This is a genomic window from Acetobacter fallax (assembly GCF_011516735.1).
Lineage (GTDB): Bacteria > Pseudomonadota > Alphaproteobacteria > Acetobacterales > Acetobacteraceae > Acetobacter > Acetobacter fallax.
The window spans coordinates 42,934-57,383 of record NZ_WOSX01000017.1; the positions used below are offsets into that span (position 1 = coordinate 42,934).

Below are 14,450 nucleotides of genomic sequence, written 5' to 3' on the forward strand. Positions count from 1 at the left end.
ATTACAGGTAATGCGTTAAAGCCGGGCAGGAGAGGCAGCACACGATGCCCCCGTCGCCCCGATCTGTTGATCGTAAAATGGTTTGCAAAGGCTCTGTTGTCGTTACATGTTGAAGCCTGCATTTTCAAAGGGCTGGAAGAAGCCCGGGCTCTGCCCGGACCCGGCAGGGACCGCAGGCCCCTGCACCCCGATTGATTAATAATAAATGGTTTGCAAAGGCGAGCCTTTGCCGGGGTTTGGGGCAGAGCCCCGCTTTATCTCACGTCGAAGCCCTTTAATTTATAACAGCCAGGGTTGAGGCTGACACATAGAAAGCAGAGTCCCTGGCTCCGCCCCGCATTCCGCCAAAGGTTGCAGACCTTTGGAAAGGTTCTGTCAGCGTTACGTGTTGATCTTTGATTTTTCAAAGGGTCAGCAAAAGTCCGGCTCTGCCCGAACCCGTGTCTTCATGCCGGCAGGACCCGCGCAATATCCGTCCGGGCCGCTCTTCACTGGTATAAAACGTGCTTATTTACCGTTTCCGGGCTGTCTGTGTTTGACTTGAGTGCAACAGCACGGTCATCATGGCTGCGAACCGGTCGCCCGCTCCCCACAGGCAGCGGGCGGTTTCCGTTTCGGCCCTGTTAATTTCAGACAAGAAGTAACTCTTTCGATGATTTCCGCCCTTATGCCGACCTACAACCGTGCTGATCTCGCTTTCGAGCGGGGCGAAGGCGCCTGGCTGTATACGACGGACGGGCGACGATTTCTCGACTTTGCAGCGGGCATTGCGACCTGCTCGCTGGGGCATGCCAACGCGCATCTGGTGAAGGCCATTTCGGAGCAGGCCGCGCGGGTAATGCATGTCTCCAACCTGTATCGGGTGCCTCAGGCGGAACGGCTGGCTGCGCGGCTGGTCGAAGCCACGTTCGCGGACAGTGTGTTCTTCTGCAATTCCGGCGCTGAGGCGAATGAGGGAATGGTGAAAGCCGTTCGTCGCGCCCAGGCGAAGACGGGCCATCCTGAACGGACACGGATCATCTGTTTCAATGGCGCGTTTCACGGGCGGACGCTCGGGATGCTGTCGGCGACGGGGAACCCGGCCTATCTCGACGGATTTGGTGAGCCGGCGCCGGGTTTCGATCATGTGCCGCTGAATAATATGAATGCGGTGCGGGCGGCGGTGACGCCTGAAACCGCTGGTGTGATGCTGGAACCGATCCAGGGTGAAAGCGGGATTAAAGCGGCGGATGTGCGGTTTCTGCAGGAACTGCGCACCATGTGCGACGAGTTCGGGCTGTTTCTGGCGTTTGATGAGGTGCAGACCGGGGTTGGCCGGACGGGCAGACTGTTCGCGCATGAATGGGCCGGGGTGACGCCGGATATCATGTCGACGGCCAAGGGGCTGGGTGGCGGTTTTCCGATCGGTGCCATTCTGTCGACGGAGGCGGTCGCGCGGCATCTGACGCCTGGTTCTCATGCCACGACGTTTGGCGGCAATCCTCTGGCCTGTGCGGCTGCGAATGCGGTGCTCGACGTGCTGCTGGCGCCGGGTTTTCTGGAGCAGGTGCGGGAGCGGGCGGCGTTGCTTGATACGCTGCTTGACGGGCTTGTGCGTGATTTTCCGGATGTGTTTTCCGAGCGGCGCGGGCTGGGACTGCTGATTGGTCTGCGTTGCGTTCCGAAAGCGGCGGACGTGCTGGCGGCAGCGAACCAGGCGGATCTGCTGGCTGTCACGGCGGGAGACAATGTGCTGCGGCTGGTGCCGCCGCTGGTGATTACGGAGTCTGATTGCCATGAGGCGGTGAAGCGGCTGACACAGGCGGCTGAGGCTGTTCGGGCCGTGTCTCCGGAAGCTGTCTCGTGAGTGCGGCGATAAAGAGCCCGGTTCAGGGAAAGCAGTCTGAGAGTGGTGCGGTGCGGCATTTTCTTGATATTCGTGATCTGGATGCGGTGACGCTGCGGCAGATTCTGGATGTCGGGGCCGGGATCAAAGGCATGCAGCGCGGTCGGGCCCGCCCTCTGCATCCGGCGAAACCGCTGGAAGGGCGCGCCCTTGGTATTCTGCTCTCCAGACCCTCGACACGGACGCGGGTGTCTTTTGAGGTTGGTGTTCGCCAGCTTGGCGGGGATGCGGTCGTTCTTTCGTCCAGTGATACTCAGATCGGGCGCGGTGAATCCATTCAGGACACGGCGCGGGTGCTGTCCCGTTTTGTCGATGCCATCGTGCTGCGCACGGGGCGCACCGCCTCGCTGCGGGATCTGGCGCGGTGGAGCAGTGTTCCGGTTATCAACGGTCTGACGCCTCAGTCTCATCCGGTGCAGATTCTGGCTGATATCATGACGTTTGAGGAGCATCGTGGGCCGATCAGGGGCCGGACGCTGGCCTGGGTCGGGGATGGCAACAACGTTGCGTCGTCGCTGATCGAGGCGGCGGCGCGGTTTGATTTTACGCTGCGTCTGGCCACGCCGCCGCAACTGCCTCCGAATAAGGAGGTTGTTGCGTGGGCGCGGGCCAATGGCGCGAAACTGCTTCTGACGCATGATCCGCGTGAGGCGGTCGCGGGCGCGGACTGTATTCTGACTGACACGTGGGTCAGCATGTCGGATGAGGCGGCGGCTGAGCGGATTATTCTTCTGGAGCCGTATCGTGTTGACCGGGCGCTGATGGCATGTGCGGCGAGAGACGCCCTGTTTATGCATTGTCTGCCTGCGCATATTGGTGAGGAAGTGACGGAAGAGGTGTTTGAAGGGCCTCAGTCCGTGGTGTTTGACGAGGCGGAGAACCGCCTTCACGCGCAGAAAGGCCTGCTGGTCTGGGCTCTGGGCGGGGAAGACTGGACCCGGTTCGGGAAGGAGCCAGAATGACCGAGGCGACAAAAAATAATGAGGCGCCGGTGCGGATCGTCGGAACCGGGCCGGAAGATGGTCCTGCGCTGCCGGGCACGACCGAGGACACGCCCGCTGCGCCGGGCTGGCTTGAGCCGGAAGTGGATGTTGCGTTTGCGTTGCTGGGCCTGACCGGAGCGGGGGTGGAACGTGCCCGTGATTCCTACATCGATTGTCTGGCCTGTGTTCCGCGGACGATGGATCTCGATGTCGGGCATGATGCGTGCAGGCTTGGGTTGCTGCGGGCGCTGAAGGCGGAGTTCACACTCGGTGACGATGTCTGGCGGGCTTTCGAGCAGAAGCTTGAGGCGATCGAGAGCGATCTGACTTCGGATTTGTAAACCGGACACACTGTCTCCATATCAGTCGGAATGCCGGTCCGGGGACTGGCGTGCCGTTTTCGTGCGGCGCGTCGTTCTGTGTCCGGCTCAGACAGATTCAGGAGGTCCGGGTGCGGTTGCCATGTGCGTGGCGGCATGCCGGACAGGAGAATGACTATGGTGGTGACCCCGGCTTTTCTTGATCGCGGTCGTCCTGATGTTCCCGATCTGGTGGTGCCGGCTGGTGTCACGCCTTTTCATCTGGCGGGGCGGCCCGTTCGGGGCCGGCTCGTGCGGCTGGGGCGCCTGGCTGAGGCGCTGCTGTCCCGTCATGACAATCCGCCGGCTGTGTCGGCGCTTGGTGGCAAGGCGCTGGCTCTTGTGGCGGCGCTCTCAACGGCGCTGAAGTTTCAGGGCTCGTTTTCGCTTCAGATCAAGGGTGACGGACCGCTGGGTCTGCTGCTGGCTGACTGCACGGATACCGGGAGCCTGCGATTTTATGCGCGCGGGGACGCGGAAGCGCTTGATACGCTTCTGGCGGATCATCCTGAGCCGACGGACCGGGAGCTGACGGGGGCGGGTTACCTTGCGCTGACGGTGGATCAGGGGCCTGACATGGACAGGCATCAGGGAATTGTTGAGATTTCCGGGGATACTCTGGCTGCGATGGCGACGCATTATTTCGAGACGAGCGAGCAGCATGCCTGCCGGATCATGCTGGCGGCGCGGCAGACGCCGGAGGGATGGCGTGCCGGAGCGCTGATTCTGGAGCGCATTGCGGCAACTGGCGGAACGGTTGACGGGGTTGTGAACGGTGACGTTGGCGAGGCGCTGGATGAGCTGGGCGAGGATGCCTGGGATACGGCGGTTGTTCTTGCGCGGACGCTGACGGACGACGAGCTGCTCGACGATGCTTTGCCGCCTGAGATGGTGCTGCACCGGTTATTTCATGAAGAGGACCTGAAAATCGGTCAGTCACGGGCGCTTGCTTATGGCTGCCGGTGCTCCAGGGCAAAACTGACGGATGTTCTGGAGCGTTTTCCGGAAGATGATCTCGACCATATGGCCGAGGACGGTCAGATCACGATGAAATGCGAGTTCTGCAATATCGACTTCCGTTTTGCGCGCGGTGAGGTCGGCAGGCATCTGGCCTGAGTGTGATATGACCGGAGACGTTGCAATGTCTGCCGGCGCGCATGGCGGTGTAAGACGGGAGTCGGGGCGATAAACACGGTTGTCTCACAGGCGCCGGTGCCTGCACCCAGGCCGGCGCCATCCGATGCGGAGGCGTTTGTCATCCGGGTCGGAAACAATGCATTCCCGCTTCGCATTCGTGGTCAGCCGATTCAAAGGCTTTATCCGGGCTGGCATATCTATGCGCTGAATGTGACGCTTCTGCCTATGGCTGTTGCGCTGCTGCGCGATGAGGGCGGAGCGGAAGCATACTGGCTTTTTGACGGCGAACTGAATTACCGCGCGAGCACGTTTGGTGATCTGGATGAGGAAGAGCGAAGCGCGGTGGTCGGCGCCATTGCGCCTTTCTTCCGGTCTCTGGCAGGGAACTCGCTGGGGGCGATGAAGCAGGTTCCGACTGAGCGCGCTGAAGCGGTCAGAAATCTCAGCCCGGTGTTGCGGGATGAGCTTCTGGCAGCCTGGCTTGAGCAGTTTCCGCAGCCTCGCTGTGTCGCGCGGAAAGCTTTGCCGCAGGGCAGCCTGTCTTTTGCGCCGGATGCCCTGCCTCTGGCATCCACGTCGCTGGCTCCGCTTCTGTCCGCCGCTGACGGCCTTTCGGAAGAGCCTTTCCCGCTCGTGCTCTCGCCTTACGGTCAGTCCGTTCTGCGCGGGCATCATGTTCTCCGGGACGACGATCTCGTTCTGACGCGGTTCGTGGAACCGGCGATGAAGACCGTGTTTTATCTGGGGATGGGGAAAGTTCCCGGGGAAAACACGCCCTGGGAGCCGGTGCTTTACAGCCCCCGGTCGGATCTGATTATGACCGATCTGCCAGCCGCCTGGGCGTCACAGATTCCGGCGCGGCTTTTGTCCTGGTTTATGGCTGATCCGGCGCATGTGTCCGCGGCACCGGATGAAGTGGTGATGGATCCGGGTGGTTCGGGGCGCTTTATGCCTGGCAGGGCCTCTTCTCTGCCGGTTACGCCGCCGGCTCTGCCAGGAAACTGGCCTGGTAATACAGCCGTTCCGCATGGTGCCGGAGTGGGTGAACTCAGCACCACAAGCCTCTCAGAGGCGCAGATTGCCGATGCTTTCCGGTCTGTTTCGGCCAGTGGCGCCGGGCATGACGGGGATGACGTGCGGAAACCGGCATCCGGGCCTGACGGGACATGAGCGGACGGGCTGTTCTCTGTTTCGCGGTTGTAATGGCTGCCGGGGCTGAAACGGCTCATGACAGAGTCGTTCATGCTGTGGCATCAGACGTCACGCAGCTTGCTGGCAGGATTTGCTGTTAGCCGCGATGGAGGACGTGAGATGAGGCGTGTTTGCAACCGGTTTCTGACTTTCAGGCGGGTCTCGCGGGCAGGGATGCTGGCGACGGTGATTGCGACTGCGAGTGTGCTGTCAGCATGTTCCTCGGACGATACGATGACCTCGTTTCCGCCTTATCAGTATAGTTACCTGTCGAAGCTTCAGCTTAATGTGGCATCGGTGCAGGTGCTGGATCATGCGATTCCCGGCAGTGTTCCGGGTGATGAGTCCGGTCAGGCGCCGATTCCGCCTGATCAGGCGCTGGTGCAGATGGCTCAGGATCGCCTCGTGGCGGCCGGGCAGAGTGGTGCGGCGATCTTCACCATTGACCGGGCCTCGATCCTGCATCAGCCGGGGGGCACGCTGTCAGGTCAGATGGACGCGCATCTCGACATTAATTCCCCGACCGGACAGCAGCTTGGTGTGGCGGAAGCGCATGTGACGCGTGAGTTTAAGCCGGATGTGAGTAAGGGCGATGCGGACAGCCGGGCCAATCTTTATGCGATGACCAGTCAGATGATGCAGGATATGAATGTGGAACTTGAGTTCCAGATCAGGCACAATCTGAAGGACTGGCTGGTGGATGCGGGCGGGATGCCGGCAGTGGGGGCTATTCAGACACAGTCTCTGGATGGTTCAGGGTCTTCGGGCGTCCAGGGTGTTGCAGGTGATACGGCGCATGGAGTCACTGCTGCCGGGACGGGAGGAGAGACGGCCGCCACGACGACACCTGCTTCTGCTCCGGCATCGGTTTCGGCTCAGGCGGTCAATCCGGCTGAGCCTGATGCGGTATTTCCGGACGGTGGCCCTTCAGCGGCATCGGATGATACGTCTTCGTCAGGGACCGGCACGACTCAGAAGCGGTCGCCGACTGCGGGTTATCTGAAGCTGCCGTCCGGCCAGACGAAAACCACAGCGACGCCTTCGACGGGATCGAATTCATCCGGATACTGAGAGCTGCTCCGGTTCCGGTGGCCGGGTTGCTGAACAGTTCAGGCTGTTCTTCGGTCTGATCTGATGATCTGAGCAAAACGCGCTCCGCTGCCATCGGTGGCGGGCGCTCGCGCAGGTGCGGTCTGCTTCGTGCTTCCGGCGAGTCCTGCTGGTTGTTCGTGGTGCAGCAGACCCAGCAGGAGGCGCGTTCTGTGGCGCTCTGTCTCGCTGGAAAAACTGTAATGCATTGAGCGGGAGTCCCGCTTTGCGGTGATGATTCCGGCGCGGCGAAGGGCGCCGAGCTGCTGACTGAGTGTGGGCTGACCGATGCCGGAGCGGGTCTCAATGTCACTGACGGCGAGTGTGCCTTCGAGCAGCAGGTCGAGGATCACCAGGCGCTGAGGCTGGGCGAGCAGGCGGAGGCGTTCGGTAAGCTGCCGGGCGTCGTCAGGCGTGAGCGGGTTCATGCCGGGGTGCAGCGGGCATATTGCAGAAACCATGCCAGGCCGGTTGCTGTGACGGCGTCTTCCGTGAGTTCAGCCGGGACGACGATATCATCTCCTGGCAGCCATCCTTCCGGCGTCAGAACACCATCGCGATCGACCTGTTGCAGGGCCTGGATGAGTCGCAGCAATTCGCTGACAGACCTTCCGACGGAAGCCGGATACCATGTCATGGCCCGGATGATGCCTTCGGGATCGATCGCGTAGACGCCGCGGATGGTGGCGCTGCTTTCGGCGGAGGCATCCAGCATGCCATAGGCGCGGGCGATGGCCATTGACGGATCTTCCACCACCGGAAAAGGTACTCTCACGCCGAAGCTGGTGTGGATGGCTTCCAGCCAGGCCAGGTGGGAGGGGAGGCTGTCGATCGAAAGGCCGACCAGACGGCAGTTCAGTGAGACGAACTGGTCATTGGCTTTTGCGAGCGCGATGAATTCGCTGGTGCAGACGGGGGTGAAATCAGCGGGGTGGGAGAACAGCAGAACCCACTGGCCGCGCAGATCGCTCAGTGTGAGCGGCCCTCTGGTGGTGCGGGCGGAGAAGTCCGGGGCTGCATCACCGATGCGCGGTGTGGCGGATTCCTGCGGGACCGGGAGGGGGGCGGGCGACGGGCCGGTCATGATCATCCTTTGCGGACGCGTATGGTCCTTGCCGGGTAATGTTTCTTAATTAAGTAAACCAGCAAAGTGTTGTTCTGCAAGCCGTAAAGGTCGGGCTTCCGCGCCACAGGTATCCGGCCGGGAGATCGGGCTGCAAACGGGCTCTGCCGGCGTCCGGAAGGGGGCACGGACCCCCTTCACACCAATTTCGGATGTCTTATTCCCACTCGATCGTTCCGGGTGGTTTTGACGTGATGTCATACGTCACCCGGTTGATGCCGCGGACTTCGTTGACGATACGGCCGGCGACGCGGGTGAGGAAGCCTGTGTCGAACGGGTAGACATCGGCGGTCATGCCATCCGTGCTGGTGACGGCGCGGAGGGCGCAGGCCTGATCGTAGGTCCGGCCGTCGCCCATGACGCCGACGGTGCGGACCGGCAGCAGGACGGCGAAGGCCTGCCAGATTGCGTCGTAGAGTCCTGCGTTGCGGATTTCTTCGAGATAGATGGCGTCGGCCTTGCGCAGCAGGTCGAGCTTCTCACGGGTGACGGCGGCGCTCGGGATACGGATGGCAAGACCGGGGCCGGGGAACGGGTGGCGACCGACGATGCTTTCAGGGAGGTCGAGTTCGCGACCGAGGTCACGGACTTCGTCTTTGAACAGCTCGCGGAGGGGCTCCACCAGCTTCATGTTCATGCGGTCGGGCAGGCCGCCGACATTGTGGTGGGATTTGATGGTGACGGACGGGCCGCCGGTGAAGCTGACGCTTTCGATGACGTCCGGATAGAGCGTGCCCTGGGCGAGGAAGTCCGCGCCACCGATTTTGGCGGCTTCTTCCTCGAAGACCTCGATGAACAGGCGACCGATGATTTTGCGCTTCTGTTCGGGATCGACGATGCCGTCCAGTTCGGAGAGGAAGAGTTCGGACGCGTCGCGGTGAATGAGTTTGATGTTGAAGCGGCCACGGAAGGTGCTGACGACCTCTTCGGCCTCGCCGGCGCGGAGCATGCCGTGATCGACGAAGATGCAGGTGAGCTGGTTGCCGATGGCTTCGTGGATCAGCACGGCGGCGACGGAGGAATCCACACCGCCGGAGAGGCCGCAGATGACCTTTTTCTGACCGACCTGCTGACGGATCTTGTCGATTTCGACGTCACGGAACCGGGCCATGGTCCAGGTTCCGGTGCAGCCGGCGACGTTATGGGTGAAGTTGCGCAGAAGGGCGGCGCCGTGTGGTGTGTGGACGACCTCGGGGTGAAATTGCACGCCATAAAGGCGGCGGCCTTCGTCGGCGATGACGGCGAAGGGAGCGCCTTCGGAGGTGGCGACGGCGCGGAAACCGGGTGGGAGTTGTGTGACGCGGTCGCCGTGGCTCATCCAGACCTGTTCGCGGGCGCCACGGGCCCAGGCGCCACGGAACAGGGCGCAGTCTTCGGTGACATCGACGAACGCGCGACCGAATTCCCGGTGATCGGAGCCTTCGACCTTGCCGCCGAGCTGGTTGCACATGGCCTGTTCGCCGTAACAGATGCCGAGCACGGGGATATTCAGTGCGAAGATCACATCGGGGATGCGGGGTGCGCCTTCATCGTGGACGCTGGCGGGGCCCCCGGAGAGGATGATGCCGCGTGGCGCGAAGGTGCGGATGCGTTCCGGGTCTGCCGTAAAGGGCCAGATTTCGCAGTAGACGCCGCTTTCGCGCACGCGGCGGGCAATGAGCTGCGTGACCTGGGAGCCGAAATCGAGAATGAGAATCCGGTCGGCGTGCAGGCTGGAATCGAGCGCTTCGGTTGTGGTGGCGGTGTCCTGGTCCTGACCGGACATGAGACGGGCTCCTTCGGGCGGGGCGCGCCTGACCGTGGCGGCGGGGCATCGGGTCGGCGGGCAACATTGCGGCATTGACCTGACGGGGTATAGGACGGCTGGAGCCCATCGTCACCCGTTTCCCTGCGTGTGGTCGGGACGGGCGGTCCCGATGTTTGTTTCTTCCGGAGGTCATGTCGATGCTTCGTCGCTTCTTCCCGATCTTTTCCCGGTTCTGCGCCATTCGTTCGTATGGGCCTGCTCTGGTGGCTGCGGTGGTGCTTGCCGCGGGGATGGTCGCCGGCACGCCTGAGGCGTGGGCGGCCGGTGATGCTCAGAGCGATCCTTACGGGTTATGGGCCGGCAGGCTGGTGACGGACCAGGGCAGTTGCCCGGACCAGCAGGATTCTGTCCTTCAGATTGATCCGGACCGGCTGGCGTTTACGCCCGGGACGGGGGTGCTGACATTGCGCGGGCGTCCGGACAAGGATCACAAGCGGTTTCATGCGCAGCTGATGATGACGGACATGAACCATCATCCGTTGCCGATGGTGTTTGAGGGGCATCCGGACGGGCAGACGATCACGGGCGAATTCGGGACGCCGTCCTGCAGGGCGCATGTGGTGCTGAAGCGGCCTGAGGGGCATGCCCTGGATAATTTCTTCGGGCGTTAAGGGGGCGGGCTCTGCCCGCACCCGGCCGGGACCGTCACGCGAAGGCGTGCTGCGCACGACGGCCCCTGCACCCCGATCTGTTTCATAAAATGGTTTCCAAAGGTGGCGACCTTTGGCGGGTTTCAGGGCAAAGCCCTGAGAAAGCGCCAGTACTTAACGATAACAGAGCCTTTGCCAGGCCCGGGCAGCGCGCAGAATCTTCACTCTCTGTCGGCCGGCGGCATCAGCCCGTGTTTTTGCAGATAGGCAGTTGAGAAAGAGCAGTGCGACATGAGAGTCAGTTGCTCGTCGCGGGCCACCTCGATGGCATGCCGGACGAGGGCAGTTCCGATGCCCTGGCCGCTGAGGGCTGAGGGGACGTCTGTATGGAGGATGTCGAGCGTTCTGTTGCCGCGGTCATAGTCGAGCCAGGCGATGCGGCGATCAATATGGATCTCGAAACGCTTTGCCGCCTTGTTGTCTGTGATCTGCATGGGGCACGATCTTCTGTTTGTCGTGAAGTCGGCGGGATGCCGGGCTGATATAACGCGGGACCGGGAGAAAAGATCAGACACGCATCCGGATCGGGCTGAGCGGAACACCGGCGGGGAAGCTGATCGCTGCATTGATCCGGACGAGGCAGCGAAAGATGATGGGTGAATCCGGGGGGAATATGCCGGAGCAGGCTTTCTCGTATCCTGAAAGAAGCAGGTTAACCTGCCAGACTGGTCGCGGAATGGAAATCCGTGTCGGAAACGAAAGGAACCGGGGGTGTCGGTCCGGGGATGGCAGGCTATGTTGCGGGATATGAGCCGGGTTCCGGTTCCGGGCGTCAGGCTTTGGGTCTGCGCTTTAAGTTTTGTTTTTCGAGTATTTTCAGCCCTTTGGATGATGTCATCTGAACGGGCTATGTTCTGACGCGAGCGTTCATGAGACCATCTTACCGTTTTGATCCGCCTCCGAATTTTCCGAAGCCGCCGAAAGCGCGGGCGACAAAATTTGTCGTTCTGGCGGGGCTGGTGGTGGTTTATGTTGGTGGGTACTGGGCGGTCAGCCGCTGGCCGGCGCGGAAGCTGCCACCTCAGATCGTGATGATTCCGGTGGATGTCGTAAAGTGGCGGCAGCGCGTGCCGGCGCCACCCCCATTGCGGCCGGCGATGACGGTGCCGGAGACTGTGGTGATTGCACCGCCGCGTCTGGTGATTCGTGGACGGCGCTAAGAGGCTGTTTCAAAAGCTCCTCTGCCGGCGATCCGACGTGCGTTTTCTGCGCTCCGATGCTCACGGTCCGCACGGTTGTTCCGCTTCTGTGCTCAAAAATACACGCGGGTCACGCCCATCAGGGGCGCTCTTGCCCGGCGATGAGGCTTTTGAAACAGCTTCTAATACCAGAGAGTCTGACCTGGCCGGTGCAGGACTGGGAGATGCAGGATTGGCAGGGCTCTGCCCTGGAACCCGGCAAAGGCTCTGTTATCATTAAGTGCTGGCTTCTTCCCAGGGCTTTGCCCTGGAACCCACCAAAGGTCACAGACCTTTGGAAACCATTTTATTATTAAGCAATCGGGGTGCAGGGGCGTGCGGTCCCTGCCGGGTTCGGGCAGAGCCCGGATTCTGCTAACCCTTTGAAAAATCAAAGATCAACACGCCACGACAACAGAGCCTTTCCAAAGGTCTGTGACCTTTGGTGGGGGGCAGGGCAAAGCGCTGAGACGGTGCCAGTCCGTAACGCGAACAGAGCCCGGAATCCGCGATTATGTACGATTGAGCCCAAGTTGTGCCCGCAGAGCCGTAGCCGTCGTGACTGCTTCGAAACCGGGGTTTCCTGGCTGAAAGAGCTTTGCCGTGGCGAGATCGCCGGTGATGACAGGTTCGAACCCGGCTTCACGCGTGAGGGTGGAGATTGTGGCCAGAGCGGACTGATCGTCACTGGCCAGAGGGATGGCGATGGGGGGTGTTTCTCGTGCTTCGGCGCGCAGGGCGGTCATGGCGATGGAGTTGAAGCCCCGGACCAGCCGGGCCTGGGGGAAATAACGCGCGGTGACGGGGCCTGCACCGTCGCGGGTGGCTTCGATGGCGAGGCTTCCGTCACGCCAGGGGTAGGGGTTGGTGGTGTCGAGCAGGATTTTTTCGGCGACGGTGGCGCCAAGGTCTTTTGCGACGGAGGGCAGGGCGCCGTAAGGGACGGCGAGGACGATGATATCGGCGAATGTGGCGGCTTGTTGCGGTGTGCCGGCGCTGGCATTGGCGCCAAGGATGGCAGCGGCGCTCTGCGCTTCCGTGAGGTTACGTGCTGAGAGCATGACCGGGTGCCCGCTTCTGACCCAGAATCCGGCCAGTGTGGTGCCGACCTGGCCTGAGCCGATGAAGCCGATTTTCAGGTGTGAGGTCTGGCTTTCGGCAGCGCGCGCCAGGCGGGAGAAGATCGGGGCTGTGACGAGCAGAGAGGAGGCGATGAGAATCTGTCTGCGGGTCGGGACTATGGGCATTTAGCTGTATCTCCAGAGGGCGGTGAGGGGGCCGTCCGGGCCGGAGACGGGATCGCTTTCGGGGAAAGGAAGACGGTCCATCCGGGCGACGGCATCGGCGGGGAGGGCTTCGCGCTGAAGGTCGAAATCCTGATCGGGCGGGTAGGCGCCGACGACAAGGAAATCTTCGTCGGATTTTTCATTTTTATGACCGGTGCCGGCGGGAAGGACGAGGAGATCGCCGGCTTCGACGTTCACTTCTTTGCCACCGGGGCCTCCGATGGTGAGCGTGGCCGAGCCTCTGGCGATTCCGAGGACTTCGTGTGCGGTGCTGTGGAAATGGTGGAAGGTGTAGACGCCCCAGCGCCAGCGCGGGGTCCAGCCGTTCTGAGTCAGCAGATCCTCGAAAGCTGCTGCCGGATCTGTGACGTTCGGGTCGATGACGCCCTTGTAGTGCAGGACCGGCAGGCGTGGATTGTTTGGTACCCAGTCGTGCGGCTGGAGCCTGAAAGCGTTAGGGGTGATGTGAGCACGGGGTGCGGATGCCATGGCTTTGCCTCCGGTGAATGACAGTCCCAGTGTGGCGAGCAACGCCATAAAGGTGCGGCGATCGGCTGACGGCGCATCGTCTGGATGGTCTGGCGGCATTGTGCGACTCTTTCACGGGGGGACAGTGTTCCGGTCCGTGGGGATGACGTGGGCGTCGAATGTACACAACGGGCGCGGCGATGGTTCGATGCTCACGGGTTGTTGTTCGCCGGACAAGGCGGGATTGCGTCTGTCCTGGCGATGTGTCGGGTGCAACGTCTGCGGCCTGCGGGCGTATTAAAGTCTTACGTGGTATTTATGTCTGACTTTGTCTCAGTAAGCCCGGCCACGGGTGGAGACGCTTTATCAGGAGATCAGGAACAGTGACGATTCCGGAGATCACACTTAGCGACGGTACGACCTTTCCGGCCATTACGTTTGGTACGTATAAGCTGAATGGCGCTGCCGGCGTTAAAAGCATAAAGAGCGCGATTGAAGTGGGTTATGACGCTCTCGACAGTGCCTTCAACTATGAGAATGAGGGCGCGGTGGGGCGTGCGGTTCGTGAGAGCGGTCGTTCCCGGGAGGCGTTGCGGATCGCCTCCAAGCTGCCAGGGCGGCATCATGCTTACGACGAAGCGCTCGCGACTATTGAGGAATCTCTTTATCGGGCGCAGCTCGATTATTACGATCTGTATTATATCCACTGGCCCAATCCGAAAGAGAACCGGTATGTCGAGGCGTGGACGGCGCTGATCGAGGCGCAGAAGCGCGGTTATATCCGGTCGATCGCGGTGTGTAATTTTCTACCGGAGCATCTGGAGCGCCTGAAGAGCGAAACGGGTGTTCTGCCGACGATCAATCAGATTGAACTGCATCCGTATTTTCCGCAGGACGCAATGCGGAAGTGGAATAAAGAGCATGGTATCGTCACGCAATCCTGGAGTCCGCTGGGTCGGGCGAATGATCTGCTGACGAACCCTGTTCCGGAGAAAATTGCGAAGCGGCTTGGGAAGGAAGTCGGTCAGGTCATTCTGCGGTGGCATCATCAGCTTGGTTGTGTACCAATTCCGAAATCGTCTCATCGTGAGAGGCAGATTGAGAATATGTCGATTTTCGACTTTTCTCTGACGGATGAGGATATGGCGGCGATGGCGACGCTGGCGCGGCCGGATGGGCGGACGAAGAATCAGGACCCGGCGGTCTACGAGGAGTTCTGACCGTTTTTGAAAGAGTCTGTGTTTTTCGTGTGTTGTCAGGAGACCGGGTGCTGGCCTGAGGTCCTGCAGGGGCC

At 61.5% G+C, this 14,450-nt stretch carries 15 protein-coding genes; 9 read left to right on the forward strand and 6 right to left on the reverse strand.

The features are described 5' to 3' along the window. Positions 1-652: 652 nt before the first annotated feature. From GOB85_RS10040 to GOB85_RS10065, 6 genes are all read left to right on the forward strand, one after another. Positions 653-1,846: an aspartate aminotransferase family protein gene (locus GOB85_RS10040; RefSeq protein WP_173577411.1), complete on the forward strand. Its 1,194-nt coding sequence runs from the start codon at positions 653-655 to the stop codon at positions 1,844-1,846. Then, positions 1,843-2,847 carry an ornithine carbamoyltransferase gene (argF, locus tag GOB85_RS10045; RefSeq protein ID WP_173577412.1) on the forward strand — a complete coding sequence of 335 codons (1,005 nt, stop codon included), beginning with the start codon at positions 1,843-1,845 and terminating at the stop codon, positions 2,845-2,847. The genes GOB85_RS10040 and argF overlap by 4 nt, the downstream gene beginning before the upstream one ends. Further along, complete coding sequence (locus GOB85_RS10050) at positions 2,844-3,209, forward strand: hypothetical protein (RefSeq protein ID WP_173577413.1); 366 nt, start codon at positions 2,844-2,846, stop codon at positions 3,207-3,209. The genes argF and GOB85_RS10050 overlap by 4 nt, the downstream gene beginning before the upstream one ends. A gap of 156 nt (positions 3,210-3,365) precedes the next feature. Further along, complete coding sequence (gene hslO, locus GOB85_RS10055; RefSeq protein ID WP_194298745.1) at positions 3,366-4,343, forward strand: Hsp33 family molecular chaperone HslO; 978 nt, start codon at positions 3,366-3,368, stop codon at positions 4,341-4,343. 96 nt (positions 4,344-4,439) lie between these two features. After that, positions 4,440-5,534: a hypothetical protein gene (locus tag GOB85_RS10060; RefSeq protein WP_173577414.1), complete on the forward strand. Its 1,095-nt coding sequence runs from the start codon at positions 4,440-4,442 to the stop codon at positions 5,532-5,534. 141 nt (positions 5,535-5,675) lie between these two features. Next, positions 5,676-6,626, forward strand: coding sequence for a hypothetical protein (locus GOB85_RS10065; RefSeq protein WP_242011428.1), 951 nt, complete (start codon positions 5,676-5,678; stop codon positions 6,624-6,626). Between the two features lie 38 nt (positions 6,627-6,664). Here the strand turns inward: GOB85_RS10065 and GOB85_RS10070 are convergent, their stop codons facing one another. The 3 genes from GOB85_RS10070 to guaA form a co-directional block, all read right to left on the reverse strand. Further along, positions 6,665-7,072 carry an ArsR/SmtB family transcription factor gene (locus GOB85_RS10070; protein ID WP_173577415.1) on the reverse strand — a complete coding sequence of 136 codons (408 nt, stop codon included), beginning with the start codon at positions 7,070-7,072 and terminating at the stop codon, positions 6,665-6,667. Then, positions 7,069-7,728 (reverse strand): peroxiredoxin, encoded by a 660-nt coding sequence (locus tag GOB85_RS10075; protein ID WP_173577416.1) that lies wholly within the window; start codon positions 7,726-7,728, stop codon positions 7,069-7,071. Before GOB85_RS10075 ends, GOB85_RS10070 begins: the two co-directional genes overlap by 4 nt. Before the next feature lie 196 nt (positions 7,729-7,924). After that, positions 7,925-9,532 carry a glutamine-hydrolyzing GMP synthase gene (guaA, locus tag GOB85_RS10080; protein WP_173577417.1) on the reverse strand — a complete coding sequence of 536 codons (1,608 nt, stop codon included), beginning with the start codon at positions 9,530-9,532 and terminating at the stop codon, positions 7,925-7,927. Between the two features lie 173 nt (positions 9,533-9,705). On the opposite strand from guaA, the gene GOB85_RS10085 reads away from it, so the two are divergent. Further along, entirely contained in the window at positions 9,706-10,185 is a 480-nt protein-coding gene (locus GOB85_RS10085; protein ID WP_242011429.1) for a hypothetical protein, read from the forward strand. A 200-nt stretch (positions 10,186-10,385) separates the two neighbouring features. Here GOB85_RS10085 and GOB85_RS10090 read toward each other — a convergent pair whose 3' ends face one another. After that, the gene (locus GOB85_RS10090; protein WP_173577418.1) at positions 10,386-10,658 is read right to left on the reverse strand and encodes a GNAT family N-acetyltransferase; all 273 of its coding nucleotides are present in this window, start codon (positions 10,656-10,658) and stop codon (positions 10,386-10,388) included. Between the two features lie 435 nt (positions 10,659-11,093). Between GOB85_RS10090 and GOB85_RS10095 the strand changes: the two genes are divergently transcribed. Further along, positions 11,094-11,384, forward strand: a complete 291-nt coding sequence (locus GOB85_RS10095) for a hypothetical protein (protein WP_173577419.1) — start codon at positions 11,094-11,096, stop codon at positions 11,382-11,384. A 530-nt stretch (positions 11,385-11,914) separates the two neighbouring features. Here GOB85_RS10095 and GOB85_RS10100 read toward each other — a convergent pair. Together GOB85_RS10100 and GOB85_RS10105 are read right to left on the reverse strand one after the other, a co-directional pair. Further along, the gene (locus tag GOB85_RS10100; RefSeq protein ID WP_173577420.1) at positions 11,915-12,649 is read right to left on the reverse strand and encodes an NADPH-dependent F420 reductase; all 735 of its coding nucleotides are present in this window, start codon (positions 12,647-12,649) and stop codon (positions 11,915-11,917) included. After that, the gene (locus GOB85_RS10105) at positions 12,650-13,276 is read right to left on the reverse strand and encodes a cupin domain-containing protein (protein WP_173577421.1); all 627 of its coding nucleotides are present in this window, start codon (positions 13,274-13,276) and stop codon (positions 12,650-12,652) included. A 263-nt stretch (positions 13,277-13,539) separates the two neighbouring features. Here GOB85_RS10105 and GOB85_RS10110 point away from each other — a divergent pair, with 263 nt between their 5' ends. Continuing rightward, positions 13,540-14,376 (forward strand): aldo/keto reductase, encoded by an 837-nt coding sequence (locus GOB85_RS10110; RefSeq protein WP_173577422.1) that lies wholly within the window; start codon positions 13,540-13,542, stop codon positions 14,374-14,376. Positions 14,377-14,450 lie beyond the last annotated feature (74 nt).

Excerpts from the sequence above, each read along its gene's own strand:
- GOB85_RS10040 (WP_173577411.1), top strand. The coding sequence starts at position 653 with ATGATTTCCGCCCTTATGCCGACCTACAACCGTGCTGATCTCGCTTTC.
- GOB85_RS10050 (WP_173577413.1), top strand. The coding sequence starts at position 2,844 with ATGACCGAGGCGACAAAAAATAATGAGGCGCCGGTGCGGATCGTCGGA.
- hslO (WP_194298745.1), top strand. The coding sequence starts at position 3,366 with ATGGTGGTGACCCCGGCTTTTCTTGATCGCGGTCGTCCTGATGTTCCC.
- GOB85_RS10065 (WP_242011428.1), top strand. The coding sequence starts at position 5,676 with ATGAGGCGTGTTTGCAACCGGTTTCTGACTTTCAGGCGGGTCTCGCGG.
- GOB85_RS10070 (WP_173577415.1), bottom strand. The coding sequence starts at position 7,072 with ATGAACCCGCTCACGCCTGACGACGCCCGGCAGCTTACCGAACGCCTC.
- GOB85_RS10075 (WP_173577416.1), bottom strand. The coding sequence starts at position 7,728 with ATGACCGGCCCGTCGCCCGCCCCCCTCCCGGTCCCGCAGGAATCCGCC.
- guaA (WP_173577417.1), bottom strand. The coding sequence starts at position 9,532 with ATGTCCGGTCAGGACCAGGACACCGCCACCACAACCGAAGCGCTCGAT.
- GOB85_RS10085 (WP_242011429.1), top strand. The coding sequence starts at position 9,706 with ATGTCGATGCTTCGTCGCTTCTTCCCGATCTTTTCCCGGTTCTGCGCC.
- GOB85_RS10090 (WP_173577418.1), bottom strand. The coding sequence starts at position 10,658 with ATGCAGATCACAGACAACAAGGCGGCAAAGCGTTTCGAGATCCATATT.
- GOB85_RS10095 (WP_173577419.1), top strand. The coding sequence starts at position 11,094 with ATGAGACCATCTTACCGTTTTGATCCGCCTCCGAATTTTCCGAAGCCG.
- GOB85_RS10100 (WP_173577420.1), bottom strand. The coding sequence starts at position 12,649 with ATGCCCATAGTCCCGACCCGCAGACAGATTCTCATCGCCTCCTCTCTG.
- GOB85_RS10105 (WP_173577421.1), bottom strand. The coding sequence starts at position 13,276 with ATGCCGCCAGACCATCCAGACGATGCGCCGTCAGCCGATCGCCGCACC.